The organism is Haloprofundus sp. MHR1, assembly GCF_005155585.1.
Lineage (GTDB): Archaea > Halobacteriota > Halobacteria > Halobacteriales > Haloferacaceae > Haloprofundus > Haloprofundus halophilus.
Window position 1 is genome coordinate 1,493,701 of the sequence record NZ_CP039833.1, and the last position, 25,048, is coordinate 1,518,748.

The 25,048-nt window shown below is 66.8% G+C and carries 23 protein-coding genes and 2 pseudogenes; 10 read left to right on the forward strand and 15 right to left on the reverse strand.

What is annotated here, in order from left to right:
- Positions 1-15: 15 nt before the first annotated feature.
- The gene (locus tag FCF25_RS07475; protein WP_168191219.1) at positions 16-1,572 is read right to left on the reverse strand and encodes an ATP-binding protein; all 1,557 of its coding nucleotides are present in this window, start codon (positions 1,570-1,572) and stop codon (positions 16-18) included.
- 99 nt (positions 1,573-1,671) lie between these two features.
- On the opposite strand from FCF25_RS07475, the gene FCF25_RS15565 reads away from it, so the two are divergent.
- The 3 genes from FCF25_RS15565 (at position 1,672) to FCF25_RS15570 (ending at position 2,927) form a co-directional block, all read left to right on the forward strand.
- Positions 1,672-1,857: a hypothetical protein gene (locus FCF25_RS15565; RefSeq protein WP_168191220.1), complete on the forward strand. Its 186-nt coding sequence runs from the start codon at positions 1,672-1,674 to the stop codon at positions 1,855-1,857.
- Between the two features lie 32 nt (positions 1,858-1,889).
- Positions 1,890-2,315 carry a Holliday junction resolvase Hjc gene (gene hjc, locus FCF25_RS07485; RefSeq protein WP_117593536.1) on the forward strand — a complete coding sequence of 142 codons (426 nt, stop codon included), beginning with the start codon at positions 1,890-1,892 and terminating at the stop codon, positions 2,313-2,315.
- A 438-nt stretch (positions 2,316-2,753) separates the two neighbouring features.
- Complete coding sequence (locus tag FCF25_RS15570) at positions 2,754-2,927, forward strand: hypothetical protein (protein ID WP_168191221.1); 174 nt, start codon at positions 2,754-2,756, stop codon at positions 2,925-2,927.
- Between the two features lie 115 nt (positions 2,928-3,042).
- Here the strand turns inward: FCF25_RS15570 and FCF25_RS07495 are convergent, their stop codons facing one another.
- Positions 3,043-3,744, reverse strand: coding sequence for an SWIM zinc finger family protein (locus FCF25_RS07495; protein ID WP_117593532.1), 702 nt, complete (start codon positions 3,742-3,744; stop codon positions 3,043-3,045).
- A 263-nt stretch (positions 3,745-4,007) separates the two neighbouring features.
- Between FCF25_RS07495 and FCF25_RS07500 the strand changes: the two genes are divergently transcribed.
- Positions 4,008-4,205: a hypothetical protein gene (locus FCF25_RS07500; RefSeq protein WP_117593530.1), complete on the forward strand. Its 198-nt coding sequence runs from the start codon at positions 4,008-4,010 to the stop codon at positions 4,203-4,205.
- A gap of 42 nt (positions 4,206-4,247) precedes the next feature.
- Here the strand turns inward: FCF25_RS07500 and FCF25_RS07505 are convergent, their stop codons facing one another.
- Positions 4,248-5,336, reverse strand: coding sequence for a DNA primase large subunit PriL (locus FCF25_RS07505; protein ID WP_137047995.1), 1,089 nt, complete (start codon positions 5,334-5,336; stop codon positions 4,248-4,250).
- A gap of 121 nt (positions 5,337-5,457) precedes the next feature.
- A complete protein-coding gene (locus FCF25_RS15575; RefSeq protein ID WP_157972687.1) occupies positions 5,458-5,601 on the reverse strand; it encodes a hypothetical protein in 144 nt (47 codons plus the stop codon).
- Between the two features lie 686 nt (positions 5,602-6,287).
- On the opposite strand from FCF25_RS15575, the gene FCF25_RS07510 reads away from it, so the two are divergent.
- Positions 6,288-6,875 carry a hypothetical protein gene (locus FCF25_RS07510; protein WP_137047997.1) on the forward strand — a complete coding sequence of 196 codons (588 nt, stop codon included), beginning with the start codon at positions 6,288-6,290 and terminating at the stop codon, positions 6,873-6,875.
- A gap of 90 nt (positions 6,876-6,965) precedes the next feature.
- Positions 6,966-8,372, forward strand: a complete 1,407-nt coding sequence (locus FCF25_RS07515) for an MFS transporter (RefSeq protein WP_137047999.1) — start codon at positions 6,966-6,968, stop codon at positions 8,370-8,372.
- A gap of 54 nt (positions 8,373-8,426) precedes the next feature.
- Here the strand turns inward: FCF25_RS07515 and FCF25_RS07520 are convergent, their stop codons facing one another.
- Entirely contained in the window at positions 8,427-9,170 is a 744-nt protein-coding gene (locus FCF25_RS07520; RefSeq protein WP_117593522.1) for a DNA polymerase sliding clamp, read from the reverse strand.
- A gap of 444 nt (positions 9,171-9,614) precedes the next feature.
- On the opposite strand from FCF25_RS07520, the gene FCF25_RS07525 reads away from it, so the two are divergent.
- Positions 9,615-10,391 carry an RlmE family RNA methyltransferase gene (locus FCF25_RS07525; protein WP_117593518.1) on the forward strand — a complete coding sequence of 259 codons (777 nt, stop codon included), beginning with the start codon at positions 9,615-9,617 and terminating at the stop codon, positions 10,389-10,391.
- Positions 10,392-10,436: 45 nt separating this feature from the next.
- Here FCF25_RS07525 and FCF25_RS07530 read toward each other — a convergent pair whose 3' ends face one another.
- The 4 genes and pseudogenes from FCF25_RS07530 to FCF25_RS07545 form a co-directional block, all read right to left on the reverse strand.
- Entirely contained in the window at positions 10,437-10,619 is a 183-nt protein-coding gene (locus FCF25_RS07530) for a hypothetical protein (RefSeq protein WP_117593516.1), read from the reverse strand.
- A 94-nt stretch (positions 10,620-10,713) separates the two neighbouring features.
- Positions 10,714-11,421, reverse strand: a complete 708-nt coding sequence (locus FCF25_RS07535; protein ID WP_137048001.1) for a queuosine precursor transporter — start codon at positions 11,419-11,421, stop codon at positions 10,714-10,716.
- A 64-nt stretch (positions 11,422-11,485) separates the two neighbouring features.
- Positions 11,486-11,656, reverse strand: a pseudogene (locus FCF25_RS07540) (ribbon-helix-helix domain-containing protein); the annotation flags it as partial.
- Positions 11,657-11,776: 120 nt separating this feature from the next.
- Entirely contained in the window at positions 11,777-13,972 is a 2,196-nt protein-coding gene (locus tag FCF25_RS07545; protein WP_137048004.1) for a twin-arginine translocase subunit TatC, read from the reverse strand.
- 260 nt (positions 13,973-14,232) lie between these two features.
- On the opposite strand from FCF25_RS07545, the pseudogene FCF25_RS07550 reads away from it, so the two are divergent.
- Positions 14,233-14,958 (forward strand): annotated as a pseudogene (locus tag FCF25_RS07550) (twin-arginine translocase subunit TatC); the annotation flags it as partial.
- A 240-nt stretch (positions 14,959-15,198) separates the two neighbouring features.
- Here the strand turns inward: FCF25_RS07550 and larE are convergent.
- On the reverse strand, positions 15,199-16,101 hold the full coding sequence (larE, locus tag FCF25_RS07555) for an ATP-dependent sacrificial sulfur transferase LarE (protein ID WP_137048006.1): 903 nt from the start codon (positions 16,099-16,101) through the stop codon (positions 15,199-15,201).
- Between the two features lie 300 nt (positions 16,102-16,401).
- Between larE and FCF25_RS07560 the strand changes: the two genes are divergently transcribed.
- Both FCF25_RS07560 and FCF25_RS07565 read left to right on the forward strand, forming a co-directional pair.
- Complete coding sequence (locus FCF25_RS07560; RefSeq protein ID WP_137048008.1) at positions 16,402-18,420, forward strand: helix-hairpin-helix domain-containing protein; 2,019 nt, start codon at positions 16,402-16,404, stop codon at positions 18,418-18,420.
- Between the two features lie 127 nt (positions 18,421-18,547).
- Positions 18,548-19,675, forward strand: coding sequence for an ORC1-type DNA replication protein (locus FCF25_RS07565; protein WP_117593505.1), 1,128 nt, complete (start codon positions 18,548-18,550; stop codon positions 19,673-19,675).
- Positions 19,676-19,678: 3 nt separating this feature from the next.
- On the opposite strand, the gene FCF25_RS07570 is transcribed toward FCF25_RS07565, so the two are convergent.
- The 5 genes from FCF25_RS07570 to FCF25_RS07590 form a co-directional block, all read right to left on the reverse strand.
- Positions 19,679-20,311: a hypothetical protein gene (locus FCF25_RS07570; RefSeq protein WP_117593503.1), complete on the reverse strand. Its 633-nt coding sequence runs from the start codon at positions 20,309-20,311 to the stop codon at positions 19,679-19,681.
- Positions 20,308-20,883: a hypothetical protein gene (locus tag FCF25_RS07575; RefSeq protein ID WP_117593501.1), complete on the reverse strand. Its 576-nt coding sequence runs from the start codon at positions 20,881-20,883 to the stop codon at positions 20,308-20,310. The genes FCF25_RS07570 and FCF25_RS07575 overlap by 4 nt, the downstream gene beginning before the upstream one ends.
- Positions 20,884-20,968: 85 nt before the next feature.
- Positions 20,969-22,492, reverse strand: coding sequence for an HAD-IIA family hydrolase (locus tag FCF25_RS07580; protein ID WP_137048010.1), 1,524 nt, complete (start codon positions 22,490-22,492; stop codon positions 20,969-20,971).
- Positions 22,493-22,598: 106 nt separating this feature from the next.
- Positions 22,599-23,540 carry a glycerophosphodiester phosphodiesterase gene (locus tag FCF25_RS07585; protein WP_117593497.1) on the reverse strand — a complete coding sequence of 314 codons (942 nt, stop codon included), beginning with the start codon at positions 23,538-23,540 and terminating at the stop codon, positions 22,599-22,601.
- A gap of 169 nt (positions 23,541-23,709) precedes the next feature.
- Positions 23,710-25,047: a CDP-glycerol glycerophosphotransferase family protein gene (locus FCF25_RS07590; RefSeq protein WP_137048012.1), complete on the reverse strand. Its 1,338-nt coding sequence runs from the start codon at positions 25,045-25,047 to the stop codon at positions 23,710-23,712.
- Between the last annotated feature and the right edge of the window lies 1 nt (position 25,048).

The window sequence follows — 25,048 nt, forward strand, 5'->3', positions numbered from 1 at the left end:
GCCGAACGTCGCTTTTCACGCCGCGAGGACGCCCGAAAACTCGAACCGCGCGCCGCCGGTTTCGCTCTCCGTCACGGTGACCGTCCAGCCGTGGGCTTCGGCGATGGTCGAGACGATGGAGAGGCCGAAGCCGGTGCCCCCATCGGTCGTCGAGAAGCCGCGTTCGAGGACCGAATCGCGACTCTCCGGGGGGATTCCGGGGCCGTCGTCGGCGACGAAAAACCCCGGTCGGTCGTCGAGTCGGCCGACGGTTATCGTCACCGCGGAGTTCCCGTGTTCGACAGCGTCGTCAGGCTCCGCCTGACCGCCTGTAGAACCGTGTTCTACAGCGTTCCGAAACAGATTCTCCAGCACCTGTCTGAGGCGCGACTCGTCGGCTGCGACGGTGAGGTCCGTCTCTATCGACAGCGTCGTCTCGGGCGCGTCGACGCCGAACCACGCCGCCTCGGCGACCTCCGACAGCGACACCGGCCTGGTCTCGCCGACGACTTTCCCGGCTCGCGCGAGCTCCAGCAGCCCCGAGAGCAGGCTCTCCATCCGCTGGATGGCCCGCGTAGCGGCGTCCAACCGGTCCACGTCGTCCGTCTTCCGGACGAGTTCGACGTTGCCGGCGACGACGTTCAGCGGGTTTCTGAGGTCGTGTGCGACGACGGAGGCGAACTCGTCGAGGCGCTCGTTCTGCTGGCGGAGCGTCGCCTCCGTCTCGATACGCGCGAGCGCCTCGGAGGCGTGCGAGAGCAGCAACTCCGCCAGTTCGAGGTCCGACTCGTCGAACGAGTCCGGTTCAGTCGCGACGGCTTGGAACACCGCGCCGTCGCCGAAGGGGATGCTCATGCCCGAGCGAAACGACTCCTTCGTCGGGTCGGCGTCCGCGTGGGACGCGACGTCACGGACCAGATACGACTCGCCCGTTCGGAGCGTCTTCCCGACCAGTCCCTCGCCGGGACGCCGCGGGCGCGTGTCGTCGCCCATCGACTCGGACGACTGTACCTGCGGGACGATGAGGCCGTCCTCGAGGACGCCGACGGAGCACCGCTCGAACTCCAGTACCTCCTCGGCGGCGGTCACCGTCCGCTCGTACACCGCCGCCTGGGTGTCGCTGGCTTCGAGGTCGCTCGCCACGTCGTGAAGCGTCTCTATCGTCGCCTGTCGCTCTTCCAGCGCCCGTTGAGCGTGGACGCGGTCGGTGACGTCTCTGCCCTGTACGACCACCGAGACCACCTCGTCGGCGTCGTCTCGAACCGGTTGCAGCGAGACGTCGAGGTGTACCCGTTCGCCGTCGTCGCCGACGTTCGTCGCCTCGAATCGAACGAACTCGCCGTCCGCGGCCCGCTCGACGGACGTCTTCAGCTCCGACGCCTGCTCCTCGTCGTGCGCCCACCACGGCGTCTCCCAGAACGGCACGTCGGTTACGGCCGCCGCGTCGACTCCGCCGAACGACAGCGCCGTCTCGTTGACCCGACGGAGTCGCCCGTCCGGCGTCAACACGCCGATGAACGAGGTCGGGTCGTCGAACATCGCCTCGAACTGCCACGCCTCCGTCCGGCCGGCCCCGTTCGTACCCTCGGACATATCGTACCGCTGTGACGCTGCCACCATCACTCTGACCCTTCAGTTCGGAACACGGTCTCCAGACAGAAGGCCTATAGGAGTACTCGGGAACGCCCGGGCATGAACGTCGACGAGGAGTTCACCTTACCGATCGCACTCTTCATGCTCGCCAGTCTCGCGAACGTCGCCCTCGGCGTCTCGGTTCTCGCCATCGCCTGGTTCGCCCTCGGCGTCGCCTTCGCCGTCGTCGGCGCGGTCTTCGGCGACGACGCCGACCCCGTCGCCGACCTGACGCGACGGACGTAGCCTTTTTAGGTGGATTACACACAGAACACAGTATGTCTAACGCGAAAGGTGACCGTCGCGAGCGTGAACTCGTCAACAAACTCGACGAGGCGGGGTTCGCGGTGATGCGCGCGCCCGCCAGCGGCGGTGCGACGACCCGCGAACTCCCCGACGTGCTCGCCGGTAACGGCGACCGGTTCTACGCCATCGAGGCGAAGTCGAGCGCGAGCGACCCCATCTATCTCACCGGCGAAGAGGTCGAGGCGCTCATCTTCTTCGCGCGGAACTTCGGCGCGAAAGCCCGCATCGCCGTCCGCTTCGACCGCGAGGACTGGTACTTCTTTCACCCCGGCGACCTCTACGTCACCGACGGCGGCAACTACCGGGTGAAGAAGGAGACGGCGCTGGCCGACGGCGAGGACTTTGCGGAGTTCGTCGGTGAGTCGGCGAAGACGACGCTCGGCGACGTGGAGTCCTGATTCGGGATTGCTCGACGCAATCGGGGTTCTCTTCTCGTTCTCTCTCCCTCGTCGCTGTCGCTTTCGGCTCGACAGCACGACGAGTTCTCTCGGCGCACCTTTCTCTCAACCGTCGGCGAAACGAAACCGTTTCGACAAGTCACAATCGTTATCTGATTCAGCGGTAGATTACCGTATTATCTCCGTATGCTCAAGCGACGAACCGTTCTCAAAGCGGGCGGCGTCATCGGTAGCGCCGGACTACTCGGTTTGGGCTCGCTGCTCCTCCGCACTCGTCTCTACGACGTCCGAGTCAGCAATCGACGGTCGGAGCCGGTCAGCGTAGACCTTCGGCTGGATGCGAACGGCGAGACGGTTTTTCGCTCGACGGTCAACTTACGACCGGGCGAACAGATTCATCTGCCGTGCGACTGGCCACGGTCGGCGCGGTCCTATCGGATGGCCGTCCGTCTTCCGGAGGACGAGACGTGGCACACCATCACGTGGGACGAGAACGGACGGGTTTGCAAGAAAATCGGAATCGACGAGGTCGGTCTGGGATACGGACCGGTGTCGTTCTACGAGGCGAGTGGCTGCCCGACGGCGCTCGATCGCAACTCGTGCGACCGCTGACGGAGCAGGTACCGCCAGTGTCTCGCTGGACTCGACCGTTTCGACGGGTGTGGGAACACCCGTGGTTCTATTCGGTCAGGGACGACTGAACACGGAAGTCGCGCTGTAAACGCAGCTACGCTTCCGCCAGCGGCAACTGCGACTGGAACCCGTCGGGTCGCGGTCGCTCGCCGCGTTCACGGTCGACGTGGCGGAGGCGCGACGCCGGGAAACTGTAGCGCCGTGCGCGGTCGAACGTCAGTTCGCCGTCGACGGCGCGGACCGAGCCGAGGTAGACCGCCTCGACGACCGGTTCGTGGTCGCCGTACTCCGCGTTGGTCTCGTAGTCGGCGACGGTGCGGCCGGTGCCGTCCTCGACGACGACGTCGTCGGCGCGGCGGTGGACGACGTTGGTGACGACGAGCGCCGACCCGCTCTCGCGGTCGCGGACGAACTCGCCGCTCTCGAAGTCGTGGTCGGTGCAGAGCTGCGGACCGGTCGCCTCGAACGGGACGAACACGACGCGGCCGCAGACCGCGCAGACGGAGCGTCGCTCGGTCGGCGCGGGTTGGCGTCGCTCGTTCACCTCGATGGCGACGCGGCGCAGGTGCTTGCAGCGCGCGCCGCGGATGGCGTAGTCGGGACAGGTACACGAGCGGTCTTCGAGGTCGACGACGTACGTTCCGCTGTCGGTCTCGACGACGTAGCGGCGGTCTCTGAGCGGTCGGACGGCCATCGGGTCTGCGCGGGCGCGAAGCGATCGGCCCTCGTAGCCGTCGGCTGGCAGTGTGGTCTTCCGGGTCGCGGATGACGCGGATGCGTTTCGTGAGTGCGTCATAATTTCACCGGGGCGTGGGCGGCACTCCCCGTATCAATAGAGAGGGTCCGAAGACACCTAAACCTTCGGCTCGGGTGTTCGAAACGCGCAAATTCGGCAAAATGGGGTTCTTAAATTCCGCAACCTAAGAACGAGATATGTATCGGTATTTGGACGTGTCTCGGGGCTGCCGACGACCGGTGAGCCGAGCGAGAATCCGGCGACGTCCGCTCCGACAACGCGGCATCGAAGATGTTTTACTCCGTTCGCGGGAAGCCGGTGCTATGGAACTCGATGGGGAGACGCTGCGTGAAATCGTCGTCTCCGTTGTCGCTGTCAGCCTCTTCATCGCCGCCACCGTCTACATTGGGACGTCGTACGGCGGGTCGAACCTCGGCCCAACCGGTGGGCTCGCGCTCGTCGCCAGCATCGCGCTGTTCGTCGTGCTGATGGCTATCGTCGGCGTCTTTCTCTCGCGGTGAGCGCCGGCTCCCGCTCCCGTTCCCCCTCTCGACCGAGAGGGTTCAGTCGGCGGCGTTCGCGCCGCGTTCGCCCTCGTCGTCGAGCGCTCTGGCGTAGTACGCCAGCGGGTGCGTGATGGTCTCGCAGCGCTCGTCCTTGTTCACGCAGTCGCCGTAGGCGACCATGGTCGCACACGACGGCGGAGCGTACTGCGTGCCCGCCTCGTCGCGCAGGTACTCGGTCTGGTACCGTATCTCCTCCTCGTCGAGCGCCGACTCGCGGTAGACGGCGACGATTTCGTCGGTGTCCATCCCGATGCCGGTCAGGAAGGCGGTGAGCGCGAACCGCGAGTGGGGGGCTAACTCGGCTCCCCGGCGGGTCCGTTCGAGGAGGTGTTTCATGCAGGGCGGGAACAGTTCGGGGACGACGGTGTCGATGCGCCCGACGGGTTTCCGGTCGGCCAACAGGCCGCGGAGCGAGTCGACTTCGGCGTCCAGCGCCTCGGCGACGGCGTCGTCGCCGACGACGAACGGGAGCCCCTCGGCCACTCGTCGACGGACCGCCTCGCGGAGCAGTTCGTACAGTTCCTCGCGGGTGATCCGCACCTCGCCGTCCGCGACCTCGCGGTTGACCAGTCGCCAGTTCTCGCCCCAACCGGGCTCGGAGAGAGTGAGATACGTGCCGAGCGCGACGCGGTAACCGTCGTCCTTGCGAGTCGGTCCGGTCGTCTGCGCGTCGCCCTCGGGTCGCACGGCGTCGGTCAACTCGAACTCCGTGAGGAAGTCGTCGAGTTCGACAGTTCTCGTTCCCGTGCTTTTGAGGCCGTCGTCGCTCGTCTCGAAGTCGTCGGTGAACCGGTCGTACGCCGTCGCCGCCTCGGCCTGGGCGTACTTGCGAACCGCGGCGGGCGCGTCGATGAGCGAGACGAGGATGCGCGCGACGGGGTAGGAGAGGAGCTCGTCGCGGGCGGACCACTCGCCGGGAGTCTCGCTCTCGACGGTGCCGGCCATCAGCGCGCGCTCGACGCGTTCCAGCGCACGAGAAACGGCGGGGTCGTCGGTCGTGACGAGTTCGCCGAGCGCCACGTCCGACTGGCCGACGGCCTCTCTCGCGGCCGCGAAGAACGGGTAGCGGGCGTGGCGCGCGTTCATGGAGCGTACGGTTTCCGGTGGGTATGGATAAATACGGCGGTTGGTGGCGGTTCGTAAGTTCGGTTCGGCAGGGCGGTGATTCGCGGCCGAAACGTCGGCTCCGGCGAAAACCAGTCGGAAGTTACTCCGAGAGACCAGCGTCGGACCGTCGGCCGCCGTCGGCGAGATATCCGCGTTCGAGCAGTTCGTCGTCCAGCAGTTCGGTCGCCGGCCATCCGTCGAGTTCCATGCCCAGGTAGTTTCGGCCGGTGTGCTGACCTCTCATAGCGACTGTCTCTGAAGCGTCGACACGGAAAAACATCACGTTACTGATAATTCCGCATCAACGATTGCGGTAGTTCGGAGTCGATTGTTACGGACTCCAGGTCGTGAGGGGCGATTTCGGGACGCCCCACAAAAAGGTCGAGAGCGAGGTCCGGTTCAGAAGGCCGAGTGCACGGCTCGGGTCAGACGACCGATGGATGGCTTCTGCTGCCGGACACACCGAGAGACCGCACCGCCACCACTCGCCTCGGCCCTCCCCACCCTCGCCGCCCGCACGAACGCGGGCGGCTCCCTCGCGCATCTCTCGCGCCGACGAGACGGCGCTCCGGCGCGCGCCGGGGCGTTCCTGCGTGAACGCGCCGCCTCGTGCGAGGGGCGAGCGAACGGAGTGAGCGAGTCGGTTGGGGAGGGTGAGGTGTCTCGGTGTGCCCGGCAGTCGGATTCGACTCCCGGATTTCGCTCGGCTCTCAGATTTCGCTCGGCTCTCGGATTTCGCTCGGTTCCCGGATTTCGCCCGACTCCCGGGTTTTCGCTTGATTCTCGAATTTCGCCCGGTTCTCTGATTTCGCTCGACCCACCGATTTCGTTCGACCCCACGAGATTCGACTCCGCCCCGCCTCGCAGTCCCTCCGCCAAAACCCACAACCGCGAAACCTAAGACGACTCGACGAAAACCACCTCCAGACCGTGCCACGCTTCGACTACCCCTGTCCGGGCTGTCTCACCACCAACAGCCTGCACGACGCCGACTGCCGCTTCGAGGGCACCGCGTGGCCCGAGGTGGAGAAAGCGTACACCGACATCGTCTCGCTGCTCTCGGCCGGCCCGAAACACGAGGAGAGCCTCCCCGACGCCGTCCACGGCGAGTGGGGACCGCTGCACGTCGCCGCGCTCGACCGTCTGAAGTACGACGAGCGGCTGCAGGAGGACGACGGCCGCCTCGAACTGCTCACCGCCGCCGAGTACAAGGAGATGGTCTCCGAGCCGACCCGGGAGCCGATGAGAACCCTCTACAGAAGAGGGAGCTACCCCGGCTGCCACGACAACGCCGTCTTCGCCATGGTCGCCTGGTACGAGATGGTCGGGCTCTCGTGGGCCGAGACGAAGGAGAACGTCGTCGCGTGGCTCCGCGACAGCGGCACGTGGGCCCGCGGCGGCTTCGAGGAGGCCTCGCCCGAACAGCTCGTCGAGAACAAGCGCCACGTCTACGAGGCGGGCTACGGCTGGAAGGAGAAGGCCCAAGCCGCAAAGCGCGTCATCGACCGGCACAACTGAGTCATACCCGCCGCCACTCCCTCGCCTTCTCCTCCTCACGACCACGCGGCCGCGATAGAGTTAGGCCCGCAGACCGCCTCCTCTCTCCAAATGAGTACGCCTCGCGCAGCGACGGCGACAGACGCCGTGCGGAACCCGCGACGGGCGCTCGCCATCGTCGTCGCCGTCGTCTTCGTCGACCTCCTCGGCTTCGGGGTCGTCATCCCCATCCTCCCCTTCTACGTCCGGAGCTTCGGCGTCAGCGACGTGTTCATCGGCCTGCTCGCCGCCTCCTACTCGCTGCTGCAGTTCGGCTTCGCGCCGTTTCTCGGTCGTCTCTCCGACCGACGGGGCCGGCGTCCGGTCATCATGCTCTCGCTCGCCGGAAGCGCCGTCGCGTGGACCATCTTCGGTCTCGCCGCGGAGTTCTCGGCCGTCTTCGGTCTCACGGCCGGCGTCGCCGTGCTGTTCGTCTCGCGGATGCTCGCCGGGGCGATGGGCGGCAACATCGCCGCCGCGCAGGCGTACGTCGCCGACATCACGCCCGCCGACAGACGGGCCGAGGCGCTGGGGCTCGTCGGCGCGTCGTTCGCGCTCGGGTTCGTCTTCGGCCCCGCCATCGGGGGGCTGTTCGCCAGCGACGCCGTCGTCGCCGTCGCCCGTGACGTGTTTCCGGCGTTCGTCCCCGCGACGCCGTTCTCGCTGCCGAGTTTCGCCGCCGCCGGACTCAGCCTCCTCAGTCTCGGATTCGCGGCGCTGTTCCTCGAAGAACCGGCGCGGACGCGCGGCACCGCTCCGCGGACGACGCTCGTCTCGCAGTTCGCCGACGCGCTCGACGACCCCGACCTCGGGGGCCTCGTCGTCTCCTTCTTTCTCGTCTCCGTCGCGTTCTCGGGGGTCCAGGTGATGTTCATCCCCTTCGCGGCCGACGTCTACGGCTACCGGGAGACGCAGACGGCGCTGCTTCTCACCTACATCGGCGTGTTGGGCGTGTTCAATCAGGGGCTCCTCGTCGGGCGTCTCTCGCGGCGCTACCGCGACTCGTCCATCGCCGTCGCCGGGGCAGTGGTTCTGCTCGTTGCGCTCGCGGCGATTCCGTTCTCGCCGCAGCTCGGGGCGCTGTTTTCGGTTCCGACCGTCGACGCCCCGGCGTATCTCACGCCCGCGCTCCTGGCGCTGCTCGTCGTCCTCGCGCTGCTGTCGCTCGGCAACAGCCTGTTGAACGTCGCGCTGACGACGCTCGTCTCGAAGGCGACGAGCGCCGAGACACAAGGTAGCGCCTTCGGCGTCACGCAAGGTGCCGGTAGTTTGGGCCGAACCGTCGGCCCGCCCGCGATGGCGGCGCTGTACGTGTTCACCTACTGGTCGCCGTTCGTTGCGGGCGCGCTGCTCTTGCTGCCGATTCTGGTCATCCTCGTCGGCATCGCTCGGGCGAATCTCCGCGCACCGGTCGACATCGACGAGAGGGACGGGGCGCTGGGCGAGACCGACGGCGGTGACGAGGGCAGCCGACCGTGACCGGTGAGATACCTACGAGAACCGCAGACGAAAGGAGAGAACGGCGGCAGCGACTCAGTCGCTCTGGATGCGCGGGGCCAGCATGTACGTCACGTGGCCCATGCCCTCGCCGAACTCGTAGTGAAGTTTGACGGGGAACTCCTCGCCGAGTTCGACGGTGACCTCGGCGTCGGAGGGAATCGCCTTGTTCATGTCCTTGAGGTAGTCGAGGCTGAACAGCGAGTCGGCGGGACCGGCGACGAGGTCGATGAGGTCGTCGCGGCCGAGTTCGAGGTCGACGTCGTCGGTGTCGCCCTCGGCTTCGATGTGGAACGTCTCGGCGTCCTCGTCGACGCGGAGACCGATGTGGTCTGACACCATGTCGGCGGCTTTGATACCGCGGTCGAGGTGGGTGCCTTCGACGACGATGGTCGCCGGGAGGTCGAGGTCCGGGATGTCCGGCTCCTGCCGGATGGAGTCGGGGTCGATGAGCGCGAGCGTGTAGGAGAGGCCCTCTATCTGGATGTGAAGCTTTCGCGTCTCCTCGTCGAGTTCGAGGTGGACGAGGTCGCCGGTGTTCGCCATCCCCGCGATATCCTCCAGTCGCGAGAGGTTGACGCCGATGACGCCGCCGTCTGCTTCGTAGGACTCGAACGCCGCGGCGTCGAGCGAGAGGTCGACCATCCCCACGTTCGCGGGGTCGACGGCTCGAATTGCGAGTTCGTCCTCGTTGAGTCGAATCTTACACTCGTCGACCAACACGCTCACCGAATCGAGCGCGTCCCGGAGCGTCGACGCGCTCACGATGGCCTGGAACATATGTGGCGACCTACGAGAGGGGTATTAAAAATACCCGTGGTTTAGTGCGTGCGCGTGCGCGCATGAGGCCCCGACGAGTCGGGTGGTTTTCACCGTTCACGCGGCTCTCCGAAACGCCGCTCGCGTCCGCCGGAACCTCCGCGTCACGCCTGCGTACGCAAACAGTCGAACTACCAGTCCCTCTGCTGTGCGTTCTGTGAACTGTGGTAGAGCTCGAAACGTCGCGGCAGTTGTCGCGTGCGGAAGTCGCTGCGTACCTCCGCGAGTTCGCGGACGAACTGGACCGCCGAGACGACGGGAGCCCCGCGAACGCGTCGACTTCTCCATCGCGTGGGACGCCGACGACGTCCCCGAGGACGACGAACTCCGCGTCGAGTGACCGGTGAGAAACGCCTTCGCCCCCGAACGAAGGCGTTTTTCGGCTTCGCGCGCAATCTCCGGGAAATGGCGCGCAAAGACGAATACTACAACCGGGCCAAGCAGGAGGGCTACCGCGCCCGCTCGGCGTACAAACTCCAGCAGCTCGACGAGACGGCGAACCTCCTCCACCGAGGCGCGTCGGTCGTCGACTTGGGCGCCGCTCCCGGCGGGTGGCTCCAAGTCGCCGCCGAGGAAGTCGGCCCCGAGGGCACCGTCGTCGGCGTCGACCTCCAGCGAATCAAGTCGTTAGAGGCGGACAACGTCGAGACGATTCGCGGCGACATGACCGACGAGGAGACGAAGGAGACGCTCCTCGACCTCGTCGGCGAGGACGGTGCGGACGTCGTCATCTCCGACATGGCCCCGAACATGACCGGTGAGTACTCGCTGGACCACGCCCGCTCGGTCTACCTCGCCCGGCAGGCGTTCGAGGTGGCGATGGACGTCCTCGACGCCGGCGGCGACCTCGTCGTGAAGGTGTTCGACGGCCAGGACCTCCAGGACCTCAAAGACGACATCGAACCCGAGTTCCAGTACGTCCGCGAGGTTCGCCCCGAGGCCTCTCGCAAGCAGTCCTCCGAACTCTACCTCGTCGCCAAGGGTCGCATCACCGCGCCCGTCGCCGTCGGCGACGAACTCGACCTCGAAATCACGGACACCGGAAACGAAGGCGACGGCATCGGCCGCGTCGAGGGCTTTACGCTCTTCGTCTCCGGTGCGGAGGAAGGCGAGACGGTCCGCGTGCGCGTCACCGACGTCAAACCGAAGTTCGGCTTCGCCGAGCGCGTCGACGCCGCTTGAAGCGGCGCGTCGTCTCGTTCTCTTCGGCGGTCGCGTAGACGCGACTCACCGAACGACGACGTCGAGCGCCAACTCGGTCCGACACGCCTCGTCGGGCCGGACGCGCCCGCCGCATCGACCGACGGCGACGATATCGCCGAACGGGAGGTACCGGTCGCAGTTCGGACAGTTGATGCCACCCTCCATCCAGTCGCTCTCGGTGAGACGGATACGACGCGCGGAACTCATGACTCACGTTAGCTACTGGGAGCGATAAGTCCAATTCACGGCAGCCGGAGTGTCTCGGTAGTCGAACACTCTCGCTCCCGTCGTTCGGCGCCGTCTACGCGGCGGGTCGCCGGTTCTCGTCGTCGCCCGACCGCCGGAGCAGTCCGACGACGGCGTAGACGAACGGCGTGTCCGCGACGGCGATGATCAGTTTCAGGAGATACTGACCGACGACGAGCGAGACGACGACGGGGACCGGCGTCGCCTCCCCGATGCCGAACACCGCCGGCGCGACGAGGAAGCCGACGGTGACGAACAACACCGTGTCGAGCGCTTGGCTCGTCGCCGTCGACGCGACGTTGCGGAGCCACAGGTGGTCGCCACCAGTCGCCTCACGGATGCGGTGGAAGACGAGTACGTCCCAGTTCTGGCTGACGAGGTAGGCGACGAGGCTGCCGAGGACGATGTTCGCGCTCGGGGCGAGCACGGCCGCGAACTGCTCGCTGAACGTCGGGTCGAGCGCGGGCGCGGCGATGGTCCCGGCGACTAACGCGAGCACGACGAGGTTCATCCCGAAACCGACGTTCACCATCCGCTGGGCCGCCTCTCTGCCGTAGAGTTCCGAGTAGCAGTCGGAGGCGAAGAACGTCAGCGCGTACGCCAGCGCCGCACCGGGGAGCGCGAGGCCGTCGCCGACGACCGGCAGCGACAGCGGCAGGTCGAACGCGAGTAGCTTCGCCGCGGTCAGTTGCGCGGTGACGAGCGCCGTGACGAAGAGGCCGACGAGCGCCACCTCGCCCGTCGCCAAGCGCGACTCACGCACGGTCGTCCTCGCTGTCGCCGCGGCCGCCGTCGGTGTCGTCGTTTCCGTCGCCGCCTCCGCGGACTTCGTCGTCCAACCGCCCGTGTCGGTCGTCTATCTCGTCGAGGAGGTCCAGCGTCTTGCGAATCGACGCCCGGATGGCGTCGCTCCGGTTGACGAACTTCCTGTCGTCGCCGACGTGTTCGTCGAGGTCCGCGAGCAACTCGTCGGGGACTTCGACGCTTATCTTGGCCATACCCGCCATATCGAAGGCGGCCACTTACGTGTTACAGTTTCGTCGGCGAAATTCACGACAAAATCGGGCTGCAGCGGTGATCTTTGCCTGACACCGCCGGCGACTCAGTTCGTCGGTCGTTCAGGCGTCGGTCGTCCCGGGCGCGGGTGCGAGGTCGCGCCGCCCGCCGAGCGTCAGCACGAACAGGACGCCGATGCCGACGCCGTAGGCGACCATCAGCGGAATCGTCACCATGAACATCGTGATGACGTCCGCGGGGGTGAACAGCGCCGCGATGGTGAGAATCGCCACCGTGACCTCCCGCCAGCGCCCGCGCATCCGGCGGTAGGAGATACCGATGGTGTTGAGAAGCACCATCAGTACGGGGATGTCGGCGAGGATGCCGATACCGGCGGTGGTGAAGAAGATGAGCCAGAAGAAGTCCGTGATCTGGTAGCTGATGACGACGTTCGCCGCCAGCGCGTCGGCGGCCAGATACGAGATGACCGCCGGGGCGACGTAGATGTAGCCGAGGTAGAGGCCGCCGAGCAGGCCCACGAGCAGCACGCCGGCCCACCCGAAGATGACGCCGCGGTGGCCGCGGACGAAGTTCCGTTCGCGGAGGGCGGGCCACGCGAAGTACGCTAGGAGCGGCAGCGTGGCGATGACGGCGACGAGCGTCGAGAACTTCACCTCGAAGATGAGCGCCTCGACGGGGTGCAGCGTGATGACGTTCACCTGTTCGATGTCGAACGCGGCGGGCATCTGCGAGAGGAAACCCTTGTAGATGTCGCCGATACCGCCGCTGTAGAGCCACGCGAACGTCCCGGCGAGAACGAGCATAAACCAGCCGATGAGGACGAACGACCGCGAGCGAAGGCTGTCGACGATGAACGCGAGGTCCTTGTAGTAGCCGCCGATGTCGTCCTCGTCGCGTTCGCCGTCGGTGAGCCCCTCCAGCAGCGTCCCGCTGGCCCTGGAGGCCCTGTCGCCGACGTCGTCGTCGACGCCGGGAACGTTCGTTTGACCCTCGGACTCCGACTCGTCGTCGCGGCTCTCCTCGGCCTCGTCGAAGCGGTCGAGGATGGCCTGCGCCTTCGCGTTGTCGCCGTCGTCGATGGCGGCGCCGGCGTAGCCCATCGCCTCTTCTTCGGTGAGGCCGGCGAACGCTTCCGGCGGTGCGGCGCGGACGCCCGCCGCGTCGAGTTCGGTGAGGTCGATGGCCGCGGGGTCGCCCGTCTGCCCGCCGACCTGCGAACCGGCGGTCGCTTCGATGTCGCGGTAGATGCCGTAGAACAGGCCGAGCAGCAGGCCGACGACGCCCGCGGCGGCCGAGTAGACGAGAACGGTCGTCTCCGCTCCGTACGGGAGTTGATTCGCGACCGGCACCACTCGATAACTGCTGCCGAGCCACGCGAGGCCCCGGTTCACCTGTCCGACGCCGCCGTAGCTGTAGAAGGCGTACACCGACCCGGCGAACAGCGCGACGAACCCGAGGACGACGTTCCACTGGGTGCGGACGGTCCGCCCGAGGTTTATCTGCTGGCTGCCCCGCTTGGCGGTGACGACGACCTTCGCGAGGTAGAGGCTCGCCCCGTAGAGCACCAGGAGCGGCACCGCCCACATGATCTGGGTGAAGGGGTCCGGCGGCGAGAAGAACGCGCCGAAGACGAAGATGAGGACGACGGCGTGGCGCCACTTGTCGCGGAACGTCTCGTACTTGACGATACCGCTGTACGAGAGTCCCGTGATGGCCAGCGGCATCTGCGCGGCGAAGCCGAACGAGAGCGTGAGCAGGAAGATGAACTGCGCCCACTTCACGATGGAGTACCGCGGTGAGAAGCCGACGGAGATGGCGTTGTTCGCCAGGAACTTGAACATCAGCGGGAAGAACAGCGAGTAGCCGTACACCAAGCCGGCGAAGAACAGCACCGCCGCCATGAGACCGATGACGACGATCTTCCACGGCTTCACCGGCGACTGCGGCCACATATCGCGCTCTCTGAGCGCGTCACGGGAGAAGTAGATGAAGATGGGTAACGCGACGATGATGCCGGCGACGATGCTTATCTTCCCCTGGAGGAGGATGACGTCGAACGGCGTCTGCGCGATGAAACGGACGTTCTCGGCCGTCGCCGCGTTCATCTGCGCTTCGGTGACGTTCTTCAGAAACTCCCAGACCCACAGCTGGAGCGCGTAGAACGTCCCGAGAAACCCGATAAGAAAGACGATGAAGACCTTCTGGAGGTCTTTCTGGGCCGAGCGCAACATCGCGCCGGCCGTCTCCCGCCCCGCGTCGAGCGTCTGGCGGGTATCCTCGTCGAGCGCGCTGGACATAGGTGTAGGAAACCCTCTTGCGGTTATCAATCTTTTCTCACCGTCGCGCGGACGCGCAGATGAAAAAGGCCTATAACGCCACCGCGCCGTAGTGGAGGTGAATGGGCGAGGAAGCGAACTCGACGCCCGGTTTCTCCGAGGTGTCCACGGATTCGACTGTCGAGTCGGCAGAGACGGCTGACGCCGACGTCGCGACACCCGAATCCGACGACGTCGTCGCCCCCGCGCCCGACGAAACGGCCGACGACGGCGGCCTGTTCGGCGACGGTCCGGCGTCGGACCAGGAGATGCCGCTCACGGAGCACATCGAGGAGATGATGCGCCGCCTCGGCGTCGTCTTCCTCTTCGGCGGCATCGCGACGCTCCTCGCCTACCCGCTCGGCGCCGACCTCATCAACTACCTGTGGGCGTCGTACATCCCCGACCCCGCGTCGAACCGCCCGCACGTCTACGGTCCGCTCGAACTCATCCTCACGGAACTGAAGGTCGCCGGTCTCGCCGGCGTCATCGTCGGCCTTCCCATCTTCGTCTACGAGACGTATCGGTTCATGCGGCCCGGACTCTACCCTCGCGAACGCCGCTACTACCTCGCCGCCATCCCGACGAGCCTCGTTCTCGCAGTCGTCGGCGCGGCGTTCTCGCACTTCCTCGTCCTCCCGTTCGTCTTCGACTACTTCACGGTGTACACGACGAGAGCCGTCGAGGTCGCCTTCGCGCTGAAGGACACGTTCAACCTCATCGTCCTGCTGACGGCGTACATGTCCGTCGTGTTCCAGATTCCGCTGTTCATCATGCTCGCGGTGATGATGAACCTCGTCACCCGCCTCTGGATGGAGGACAAGCGTCTCCTCTTCTGGGGGGCGTTCGCCGGCATCTCCTTCATCGCGACGCCGGACCCGACGGGGATGGCACCCATCATCGTCGCCGTGACGATGATATTCCTGTTCGAGGGGACGCTCGCGCTGCTCCGCTGGACCGGGAACTAGCGTCGGCTTCGTTCCGTCTCTGTGCTGTTTCTCACTCCTCATCGGCAGCGACCGCTCCGAGCGTTTATCAGCGATGACGGGGCCAGTCGCCCCCATGCGCTAACGACTGACTCGGGGCGAGTCGAGGCGGCTGCGCGGCCGACCGCTCCGAGACCGATTGACACTGACCGAGGGCCGCCTGCTCGCTATTTTCTCTCCGTAGCGTCTCGCTCGCCCGTCTTCGACTATCGACGTTTGTGGTCAGTCGTCCTCGCCGACGGGGTACTCCTGCGCGAACACGTCGGCGACGAGCGGTTCGCTCTCCTCCCCGTCTCCCGCGTCGTCCTCGCCGTACGTGTCGTTCGCCGGACTGACGCTCCCGGTGGCGTAGCCGTGGAGGTCGAGCGTCACGTGGTCGAAGCCGACCTCGGAGAGGTGGTCGCGGGCCGCGCGGACGAAGTCGGCGTCGAGCGCCCGCTCCAACTCTTCTTCGGCGACTTCGATGCGCGCGAGGCCGTCGTGGTCGCGGACGCGGAACTGCGAGAACCCCCACGTTCGCAGCAGTTGCTCGGCCTTCTCGACGCGAGTCAGCCGTTCTTCGGTCACTTCGAGACCGGTCGGAATCCGCGAGGAGAGGCAGGCCATCGACGGTTTGTCCGCGACCGAGAGCCCGTAGCGGTCGGCGATCTCTCTGACCTCCTCCTTCGTGATGTCGTGGGCCAGAAGCGGCGAGAACACCTCCAACTCCTTCACCGCGCGGAGGCCGGGCCGGTGTCCCTCGCCGGGGTCGGAGGCGTTCGTTCCGTCGCAGACGGTGCCGATTCCGAGGTCGCGGGCCGTCTCGTACATCTTGCCGAGGCGCATCGTCCGGCAGTGGTAACACCGCTCGCCGTCGTTGGCGACGAAATCGGGGTTGTCGAGTTCCGAAAAGGAGACGAGTTCGTGCCGAATGCCGATCTCCTCGGCGACGCGCTTCGCATCGTCGAGTTCCTCGGCCGGTAGCGTCTCGCTCTTGGCTGTGCAGGCGACCGCGTCGTCACCGAGCGCGTCCCGGGCGAGCGCGGCGACGACGCTCGAATCGACGCCGCCGGAGAACGCGACGACGACGCCGTCGCGCTCTCTGAGGTCGTCGACGACGGCGTCTATCTTCCCTTCGAGGTCCATGCACCGTCGTTGGCCGCGCCGCGTCAAAAGCGCGTTGTCCCCGGCACGTCGGCGACGAATCTCGAATCTCCTCTGCGGACCCAGCGCTGAAGACGCTCGACGTGGGCCGGTTTCGCGCGTGCCACGACCGACGACGAGCTACACGAACCCGCGTTCTCGGGGACGACGGAGGGAGAGTGGGACGCGCCGCAGGAGAACGACTTCGAGACGGACGACCTCTCGGAGATCGCCGACCACTTCCTGCTCTCGTCGCGTCGCTCCGCGAACGTTTTTATCACCCGGCGCGGTAATCGCGGGCGAATGGAGTTCGAGGCCATCCCGGGAGTCGGCGAGAAGACCGCCGCCTCGCTCGCCGAACTCGACGACGCCGAGTCGGCGCTCAGAGACGGCGACGTGGCGACGCTCTCGCGCGCTCCCGGTATCACCGAGGGTCGAGCGGCGGCCATCGCCCGCGCGGCGATCCGAGCCGACCACGGCGACGACGGCGACTTTCTGGCGACCGACCGCGCCCGCGAACTCTACCGCGACGTCCTCGGGTTGCTGCAGGAGCGCGCGGTCACCGAGTACGCCGAGAAACGCCTGGAGACGCTGTTTCCGACCGCCTCCGAGTCCAGAATCGAGGAAGTCAGAACGTTCGTCGAGTCGGCGCTCGAACGCGACCCCGACCCGGCGGTCCTCGACGCCCTCGTCGACGTAGAGGCGCTGCGCGCGCCGCCGAACCTCCGCGTCCGCGAGCGCTGTCTCGCGACGGTCGACGCCGAGCGCTACGCCGAGGCGAAAGCCGCGTTCCCGGAACTGTCGGTCGAAATCGTCGAAGATACTCACGGCCTCGCGGAACTCGCGCGGTCGTACTCGACGGTCGTCGCCCTCGACGAGGCGTTCGCGGGCGTCGACGTCGACGGCGACGTGCGCGTCCGCCCCGACGCCGCCGAACACCCCGAGGAGATCGTCCCCGAGCGCCTCCTCGCCTTCTTCGCCGCAAACCGCGAACGACTGCTCGCGGCCGTCTCGGTCCACGAAGCGGCCGACCTCGACCCGGCGTGCTCGCCGGCCGACCTCCGAGACGCACTGACGCGCGTCGACGAGAGCGGCGAACTCGTCGGTGACGACGAACTCGACCGGCTCACCGCCGCCGTCGACGACCTCGACGCGGCCGTCTCGACCGCCGAATCGGCCGCCAACGACCACCTCAGGAAGGCTATCAGCGAGCAGGACGTGACCATCCAGGGCCAGGACTTCCTCTCGCTGGTCGAACAGGGCGCGCGCGTCGACAGCCTCCTCTCCCGCGAACTCGCTGACGAGTACGACACTGCCGTCGAGACGGCCCGCGAACACCTCGCGGACGCGCTCTCGCTGGAGGAGGGCGAGTACGACCTCGCCGAACGCGTCTTCGGCGGCGACCCCACGTTCCCGGTCGGCCACAACGAGGAGGCCGTCTCGCGCCTGCGAACCGAACTGAAAGCCGGCCGCGACCGCCGCGCGGCGACGCTGAAAGCCGACCTCGCCGACGATTTGGTGGCGCTGAGAGAGCCCGTCGAGACGCTCGTCGCCGACGCGTTGGAACTCGACGTGGAGCTCGCCGTCGCCCGGTTCGCCGCCGACTTCGACTGCGTGCTCCCCGAGTTCTCGGGAACCGGATTCGAGTTCGAGGCCGGTCGGTCACCGCTCCTGGACGTCTCGTTCGACGCGGTCGACCCCGTGGACTACGGCGTCTCCGGCGTGACGCTCCTGTCGGGCGTCAACAGCGGCGGAAAGACGTCGACGCTCGACCTGGTCGCCGTCGTCGTCATCCTCGGACAGATGGGGCTCCCCGTCCCGGCCGAGCGCGCCCGCCTCGAACGCGTCTCGGAACTGCACTACTACGCGAAGAGTCAGGGGACCCTCGACGCGGGCGCGTTCGAGAGCACGCTCCGCGACTTCGCGACGCTCGCCCACGGAGCGTCCGGCCGCCTCGTCCTCGTCGACGAACTGGAGAGCATCACCGAACCCGGTGCGAGCGCCCGCATCATCGCCGGCATCCTGGAAGCGCTCCACGAACAGGGGACCACCGGCGTGTTCGTCTCGCACCTCGCCGACGAGATACGCGAAGCCGCCGACTTCGACGTCGCCGTCGACGGTATCGAAGCCGTCGGCCTCGTCGACGGCGAACTCCGGGTGAACCGCTCGCCCGTCAAAGGCCACCTCGCGCGCTCGACGCCCGAACTCATCGTCGAGAAGTTGGCCGGCGAGGCCCGAGACGACGCCGAGCGAGCAAACGGGAGCGGCGACGGGGCGGTCTCGCGCCGCGGGTTCTACGCGCGGTTGTTGGAGAAGTTCTGAACGCTCGTCGAACATTCTCGTCGTTTTAACAGTGCTTGGCGTCCGCGAGAGAGCCGCTGGCGACCAGTTTCACTTTCACTTCGGGGTTGGCAAACGGTTAAGTAGCCACCGAAGCGTGGTGAAAGTGATGGCTGACGACCCCGACGGGGGGATGCTCTCGTGGGACGAGACGGTGTTCAGAGACGAACACGTCTTCGAGATCGACTACGTCCCAGAGACGTTCCAACACCGTGAGAGCCAGCTGCAGAGCCTGCAGTACGCGCTCCGTCCGGCCGTTCGCGGTGCACGCCCGCTCAACACGATGGTCCGCGGCCCGCCGGGAACCGGCAAGACGACCGCCGTCCAGAAACTGTTCGGCGAGCTTCGCGGGCAGACGGACGTGCGCACGGTCCGGGTCAACTGTCAGGTCGACTCGACGCGCTACGCCGTCTTCTCCCGGCTCTTCGAGAGCATCTTCGAGTACGAACCCCCGTCGTCGGGAATCTCGTTCAAGAAGCTGTTCGGTCAGATCACCGACCGACTCGTCGAGGAGGACGACGTGCTCGTCGTCACGCTCGACGACGTGAACTACCTGTTCTACGAGAACGAGGCCTCGGACACGCTGTACTCGCTGCTTCGCGCCCACGAGGCGCACAGCGGCGCGCGCATCGGCGTCATCATCATCTCCTCGGACCTCTCGCTCGACATCATGGACGAACTGGACACGCGCGTCCAGAGCGTCTTCCGTCCCGAGGAGGTGTACTTTCCCGTCTACGACATCGACGAGATCGTCGACATCCTCCGCGAGCGCGCTCGAATCGGGTTCCACGACGGCGTCATCGGCGCGCCGGAACTCGACCGCGTCGCCGAACTCACCGCCGAGAGCGGCGACCTGCGCGTCGGCATCGATCTGCTCCGCAGAGCGGGGCTCAACGCCGAGATGCGCGCCTCGCGGACGGTGACGCTCGAAGACGTCGAACGCGCCTACGACAAGTCGAAGTACGTTCACCTCTCCCGCAGCCTCCGCGGACTGTCGGACTCCGAACGCGCGCTCGTCGAGGTGCTCGCCGAACACAACGGCGGACAGGCCGGCGAAGTGTTCGAGGCGTTCCACGCCGACACCGGCCTCGGCTACACGCGCTACTCCGAGATCATCAACAAACTCGACCAACTCGGCGTCATCGAGGCCGACTACGCCAGCATCGAGGGTCGCGGTCGCTCGCGGACGCTGACGCTGTCGTACGACCCCGACGCGGTGCTGGACCGCCTCGACTGAGCCTCACTCGTCCATCTCGCGGGCCAGCGCCGCCGGGAACCGCGTTCTGACCTCGCGGACGACCAACGCGACGACGACCGCCCCGACGCCGTTCGAGGCGAAATCGAGCGCGATGTCGCGGACGCCGTGAATCGCCAGGTACGCCCGCCCGCCGAACACCCGCGCCCCCACCTCCGTCGAGAACTCCATTATCTCCCAGAGGACGCCGAACGCGAGCACGAAGACGAACATGTAAACGTAGACGAACTCCTCGGGAAACTCCACGTCGTCGGAGTGCAGTTCCAGCGCCCGCGTGACCGCGTAGCCGCAGCCGGCGACGACGCTGCCGGAGAGCACGTGGGTCAGCTGGTCGTACCAGCCGAAGGCGTCGTAGAGGCCGACCATCCCGAGCGTGTGGAGGAACACCGCCGCCGTCACCCACAGCGTCAACCCGGCGTTCATCGGCAACCCGTAGTCGCGGCGCAACACCGCCGGAAGGAAAGTGATGAGAAGCGGGAGCGTCCCGTTGACGACGAGCCCGAACTGGCCGCTGACGAGCCCGTAACCGGCGATTCCGGCCAGGACGAGCTGCATCAGTCGCGCCGCGATACGCTGGTACGCGGCGGGAATCCCGAAGCGCTCTTCCAACACCGTCATCGGCGCTCACCCCGGTCGAGACGGCGCTCGACGCCTGCGTCGATGACACCGTGAAAACCGTACTCGAACGCGACGCCGACGACCACCCCCACGACCGTCGCGCCGACGAGTTCCCACATCACCGGGTCGACGCCGCCGAGGTACGACGTACCGAAGAACGCGTCGGAGACCCACCGCAGCACCGTCCAGACCGCGCCGACCGCCATCGTCGTCGTCGTCACGAACGCCGCCGAGAAGCGCGACGACATCTCGACGTCGGTGAACGCCTGCAGGTCGACGACGAGGATGAGCGTCACCGCGACGACCCAGACGTACGTCGCCACGCCGTCGAACTGGGTGAACCGCTGCCCGAGCGCCGCGACGGCGGCCAGTCCGACGACGGGCCACGGGAGCGTCGCGCGGCGCTCCCGAGTGAAAACCGCCGGCGCGGCGGCCAGCCCCGCCGAGAGGAGCGCGAACACCGCCATCGGATACGCACCGCTCCGGAGTCCGACGGCGCCCGCCGCGACCAGACAGGCGACCAGCAGCCACGAGACGGCTATCTCGGTTTCAGTTCTCGTCCAACTGAACATGGTACTCGTTCTTCGTTCGGTCGTCGACCGTCTAATTACCCCCGCCGATTCTCACCGCGTGTTCGGCGGTTCGCTGTCTCCGCCCTCAGAGAAACTCCGATAGCGTCGCTATCGACGGCGCGACCAGCGACGGGACGATGTCGCTGGCCTCGACGTCGGCGCGGTCGGCGTCGCCGGTGAGCACGCAGACGGACTCACAGCCGATTCGCTCGGCCATCCGGAGTTCGGTTTCCAACCGGTCGCCGACGACGACCACATCGTCGGGTTCGTAGCCGTACTCCTCCATCGTGGGCAGGAGCATCTCCGCGTTGGGTTTCCCGAAGACGTGCGCCGGTGGACGACCGACGGCCGTCTCCACGAGCGCGCCGATGGACCCGCAGTCGGGAATCGGCCCCTCGTCGGTCGGACAGACCGCGTCGGGATGCGCGAGCAGGAACTCGGCCCCGTCGTGGATGGCGAGCGTCGCGCGGCGGACCTTCTCGTAGGTGAGTTCGGTGTCGAAACCGACGACGACGTGCGTCGGGTCGTCGGACTCGACGGCGAACCCGCGTTCGCGGAGCGCGTCGCGCATCGCCTCGGTACCGACGACGTACGTCTCGTCGGTGCCGACCGATTCGAGGTACGCGATGACGCCGTCGGTCGAGAGGATGACCGACTCCTGCGTCGCCGAGATGCCCAGACTCCGGAGTTTCTCGACGTAGCCGGGTTTCCACCGCGAGGAGTTGTTCGAGAGAAAGAACACGTCGACGCCCGCCTCCCGGAGTTCGGCGACCACCTCGGCCGCGCCGGCGATGAGTTCGTCGCCGAGGTAGACGGTGCCGTCGAGGTCGAAGAACGCCGCCCGCTTCTCGCCGAGCGGGCTCAGCGAGGCGAACCGCCGGTCTGCCTCCGCGAGGTCGTCGAGGTTGTCTATCTCGACCCAGCGCGCGCCGGCGATGTCGACCGGGTCGACGTCGAAACGGCCGCTTTTGAGCAGCCGGTCGATGGCGAGTTCGGTCCACCCGCCGTACTCGCCGTGCTGTTCGACGCTCCGTTCGATCTCGTCGAACAGCGCCGCCGAGAACGCCCCCGAGAACCGGTAGACGTCGATGGAGACGGCGTGGGCCTCCGAGTCGGTGTACTCCTTCGAGATGCTGGAGATGCAGTCGCGCTCGTCGGCGGTCACCTTCATCGCCTCCTCGGAGAACAGCGACGTGTCGCAGGCGATGGCGCTGTCGGCGTCGGCGGCGGCCAGCTGCTCGACGACCTCCCGTTCGAACGCCACGTCGCCGTTGCTCAGGAAGAACGGCTCGCCGTCGAGGAGCGGTTCGACGAGCGACAGCGAGTACATGTTGTCCGTGTTGGCGTACACCTCGTTCTCGATGACGGTGACGGAGAACCCCTCGTAGTCGGCGGCGACGCGTTCGGCCAACGCCCGCGTCTTCTCGCTCAGATAGCCGGCGACGACGACGGTTTCGTCGAGACCCACCTCGGCGTACGCGCGGAGCTGATACTCCAGAATCGGCGTGCCGTCGACGCTGACGCTGCACTTCGGTTTGCGGAGCGTTATTGGCCGAAGTCGAGATCCGATGCCCGCGGCGAGAATGACTGCAGTGTTCGGATATGTCATTCTCGGTGTGTACCACGCGAGGGACAATAAGTGAGGGTTAACGAGTAACGGAATTAAGCCGCGGGGAGTAAGTCGTGGAGACGTGACGTACGTCGATTTCGAACACTCACTGCGGCGGCGCGTCCGGGGACCGAAGCGACGGGTTCACCGCGTTCGAGTCGGCCGTCACACCGCCGGACGACCCGTACTGGAGGAGGTTCGGGTAGTCGGCGATGATGCCGTCGACGCCCGCCCGACGGAGCTGGTCGGCCTGATACCAGCTCTCGACGGTCCACGCGTTGACGCGTCTCCCCTCCTCGTGGGCGAGTTCGACGAGGTCGATGGGGTCGAACGGGCCGGCGTGGTAGTCGGCGTTGAACAGGTCGGTGCCGTGTACCATGTTCCACGGGACGTGCAGCACCTCGCAGTCGTGTCGTCGGGCGGTCCGAAAGCCCGCTTCGATGTCGTCCCAGAACACCGCCGCGATAGGAACCGAGTCGTCCAGTTCCCGGACGGCGGCGAGCGCCCCCTCGTGGAACGACGACAGCAGCACGTCGTGGGAGTGGGCGGTCAACTCCGAGAGCGTGCGTTCGACGAACGGTTTCCACACCGCGCGCCGCTCCACGAGTTCGTCGGCGTCGAGCGAGCCGTACCGAACGTCGTCGACGCCGGGGTTCTTGAACTCGACGTTGACGCCGACGGACTCGGGAATCAGTTCGAGTATCTCGGCGAGCAGCGGCACCGACTCGCCGGTGCCGAGCACGTCGAGTTTCCGAAGCGTCTCGTACGGCGTCTCCCACACTTTCTGGTCAGCCAGCGCGGCCGGCGCGTTCGTCAGCCGCCCGAGGTCGGTGTCGTGGAAGACGACGACTTCCCCCGTCGCCGTCGGCATCACGTCGAGTTCGACGACGTCGGCCTGCGGCGACACCGTCGTTCCGCCGACGCCGACGGCGCGACCGAACGCCGCCCGCGTGTTCTCCGGGTAGACGCCGGCGAACCCGCGGTGGGCGATGAGCGATACGTCCGCCTCCCTCCCGGTCGTCGTTTCCTGCCCTGCTAGCTGTGCCATGCGTTCGTGTTTGAACTGTGTACCGTCACGTACATCAAACTATCTCTGTTCGTGTACATACCTCTCATACTTGACTATATCTCTCCGGAGTGTGCCACCCGTCACGGCCCGTCGTAGCGGTTCACAACCGAGTTCGTTCGTACCCCGTTCTTTACTTTTCGGTCGACTGTCAGCCACGTCGCTCGCTCACCACCCGGTACACGGCGTCGGCGTAGCCACCGCTGGCGTCGTCGAAGAACCGGTCGCGGACGGCGCGGCGCTCGGCCGCGTAGTCGTCGTCACCGTCGAGGCTCCGTTCCAGCGCGTCGAGCAGGTCGTCGAACGTCCGAACGGTCGGCCCGGCCGCCAGCTCCTCGTAGTCGTAGTAGAACCCCCGCCCGGCCCGGTACGCCTCCAGGTCGTACGCGTAGCGTATCACCGGCCTGTCGAGGAGCAGATAGTCGAACAACACCGACGAGTAGTCCGTGATCAGGCCGTCCGTCGCCGGTAACAGCGGGTAGACGTCGACGCCCGCGGGGAGTTCGAGCAGGTGGTCGAACGTCGAGAGGTCGGCGTCCAGCCGTTCCTTCGGGTGGAGTTTGACGACGAGATAGGCGTCGCGTTCGGCCAACACCCGTTCGAGCGCCGCGAAGTCGACGTGCTCGGACGCCCGCGCCGAGGGGTTCTCGCGGAACGTCGGCATGTAGAGCCACACCCGGTGTTCCTCCGCGAGACGCTGCACCCGCTGCAGCTCCGTCTCGTCGGTGCAGAGCGTCGCCCCCGACACCGACTCGAAGAACACGTCGGTCCGCGGGTAGCCCGTCACGACGAGTCGGTCGTCCGGGAGGCCGAACCCCGTCCGGAACGACTCGCGCGCGCCCGACCCGGTGAGCGAGACGAGGTCGTACTGGTCGTAGAGGTAGCGCGAGAGCGCTCGCACCGGTCGGGGGCGCTCGGCCAGTTCGGCGTCCCACGAGATGCGTTTCAGCGGGACGCCGTGCCAGAGCATCACGAGCGTCGACCCGCCGACGACGAAGCGATTCACGTCCTTGAGGTTGTGCGTCAGAAAGACGGTTCCCGCGCGGAGTTGGAGCCAGACGCCGCGCGGGGAGAAGGCGTGGTACGCCTCGTAGCCGTGTCGCTGGAGTTCGCGGACGATCGCTCGATTCTTCGTCACCCAGACGGGCCGAACGTCGGGTTTGTCGGCGGCGACCGAGAGGTAGAGATACTTGCTGTTCTCGCAGAAGTCGGCGCCGCCGCGCGCGCCGAACACCCACAGCGAGTCGTCGCGGCCGACCCGTTGGGTGACCGCGCCGACGACGGCGACGGCGACGGTCTCGAGGAACAGCGAGACGTAGTAGAGCCACCGTTGGCCGCGGGTTCGTCCCTCCATGCCGTTCCCCTCGCGTACGTGGTCCGACTGGTCCGGCCGCTCGGATCGGTTCCGCTCGTCCGTCTCCGAGCCGTTCATCTCGGACTCGTCGCGTCCGCCCGTGACCTCGCCGGGCGGCAGCTCCTCGTCTCGCATC

What these genes read in the sequence shown, in the direction of transcription:
- FCF25_RS07545 (WP_137048004.1), bottom strand. Translation starts at nt 13,972, where the DNA reads ATGTCCAGCGCGCTCGACGAGGATACCCGCCAGACGCTCGACGCGGGG.
- FCF25_RS07525 (WP_117593518.1), top strand. Translation starts at nt 9,615, where the DNA reads ATGGCGCGCAAAGACGAATACTACAACCGGGCCAAGCAGGAGGGCTAC.
- FCF25_RS07520 (WP_117593522.1), bottom strand. Translation starts at nt 9,170, where the DNA reads ATGTTCCAGGCCATCGTGAGCGCGTCGACGCTCCGGGACGCGCTCGAT.
- FCF25_RS15570 (WP_168191221.1), top strand. Translation starts at nt 2,754, where the DNA reads ATGGCCGTCCGTCTTCCGGAGGACGAGACGTGGCACACCATCACGTGG.
- FCF25_RS07560 (WP_137048008.1), top strand. Translation starts at nt 16,402, where the DNA reads ATGGAGTTCGAGGCCATCCCGGGAGTCGGCGAGAAGACCGCCGCCTCG.
- FCF25_RS07500 (WP_117593530.1), top strand. Translation starts at nt 4,008, where the DNA reads ATGGAACTCGATGGGGAGACGCTGCGTGAAATCGTCGTCTCCGTTGTC.
- FCF25_RS07575 (WP_117593501.1), bottom strand. Translation starts at nt 20,883, where the DNA reads ATGTTCAGTTGGACGAGAACTGAAACCGAGATAGCCGTCTCGTGGCTG.
- larE (WP_137048006.1), bottom strand. Translation starts at nt 16,101, where the DNA reads ATGGACCTCGAAGGGAAGATAGACGCCGTCGTCGACGACCTCAGAGAG.
- FCF25_RS15565 (WP_168191220.1), top strand. Translation starts at nt 1,672, where the DNA reads ATGAACGTCGACGAGGAGTTCACCTTACCGATCGCACTCTTCATGCTC.
- hjc (WP_117593536.1), top strand. Translation starts at nt 1,890, where the DNA reads ATGTCTAACGCGAAAGGTGACCGTCGCGAGCGTGAACTCGTCAACAAA.
- FCF25_RS07495 (WP_117593532.1), bottom strand. Translation starts at nt 3,744, where the DNA reads ATGACGCACTCACGAAACGCATCCGCGTCATCCGCGACCCGGAAGACC.
- FCF25_RS07505 (WP_137047995.1), bottom strand. Translation starts at nt 5,336, where the DNA reads ATGAACGCGCGCCACGCCCGCTACCCGTTCTTCGCGGCCGCGAGAGAG.
- FCF25_RS07475 (WP_168191219.1), bottom strand. Translation starts at nt 1,572, where the DNA reads ATGTCCGAGGGTACGAACGGGGCCGGCCGGACGGAGGCGTGGCAGTTC.
- FCF25_RS07530 (WP_117593516.1), bottom strand. Translation starts at nt 10,619, where the DNA reads ATGAGTTCCGCGCGTCGTATCCGTCTCACCGAGAGCGACTGGATGGAG.
- FCF25_RS15575 (WP_157972687.1), bottom strand. Translation starts at nt 5,601, where the DNA reads ATGAGAGGTCAGCACACCGGCCGAAACTACCTGGGCATGGAACTCGAC.
- FCF25_RS07580 (WP_137048010.1), bottom strand. Translation starts at nt 22,492, where the DNA reads ATGACATATCCGAACACTGCAGTCATTCTCGCCGCGGGCATCGGATCT.
- FCF25_RS07565 (WP_117593505.1), top strand. Translation starts at nt 18,548, where the DNA reads ATGGCTGACGACCCCGACGGGGGGATGCTCTCGTGGGACGAGACGGTG.
- FCF25_RS07590 (WP_137048012.1), bottom strand. Translation starts at nt 25,047, where the DNA reads ATGCGAGACGAGGAGCTGCCGCCCGGCGAGGTCACGGGCGGACGCGAC.
- FCF25_RS07515 (WP_137047999.1), top strand. Translation starts at nt 6,966, where the DNA reads ATGAGTACGCCTCGCGCAGCGACGGCGACAGACGCCGTGCGGAACCCG.
- FCF25_RS07585 (WP_117593497.1), bottom strand. Translation starts at nt 23,540, where the DNA reads ATGGCACAGCTAGCAGGGCAGGAAACGACGACCGGGAGGGAGGCGGAC.
- FCF25_RS07570 (WP_117593503.1), bottom strand. Translation starts at nt 20,311, where the DNA reads ATGACGGTGTTGGAAGAGCGCTTCGGGATTCCCGCCGCGTACCAGCGT.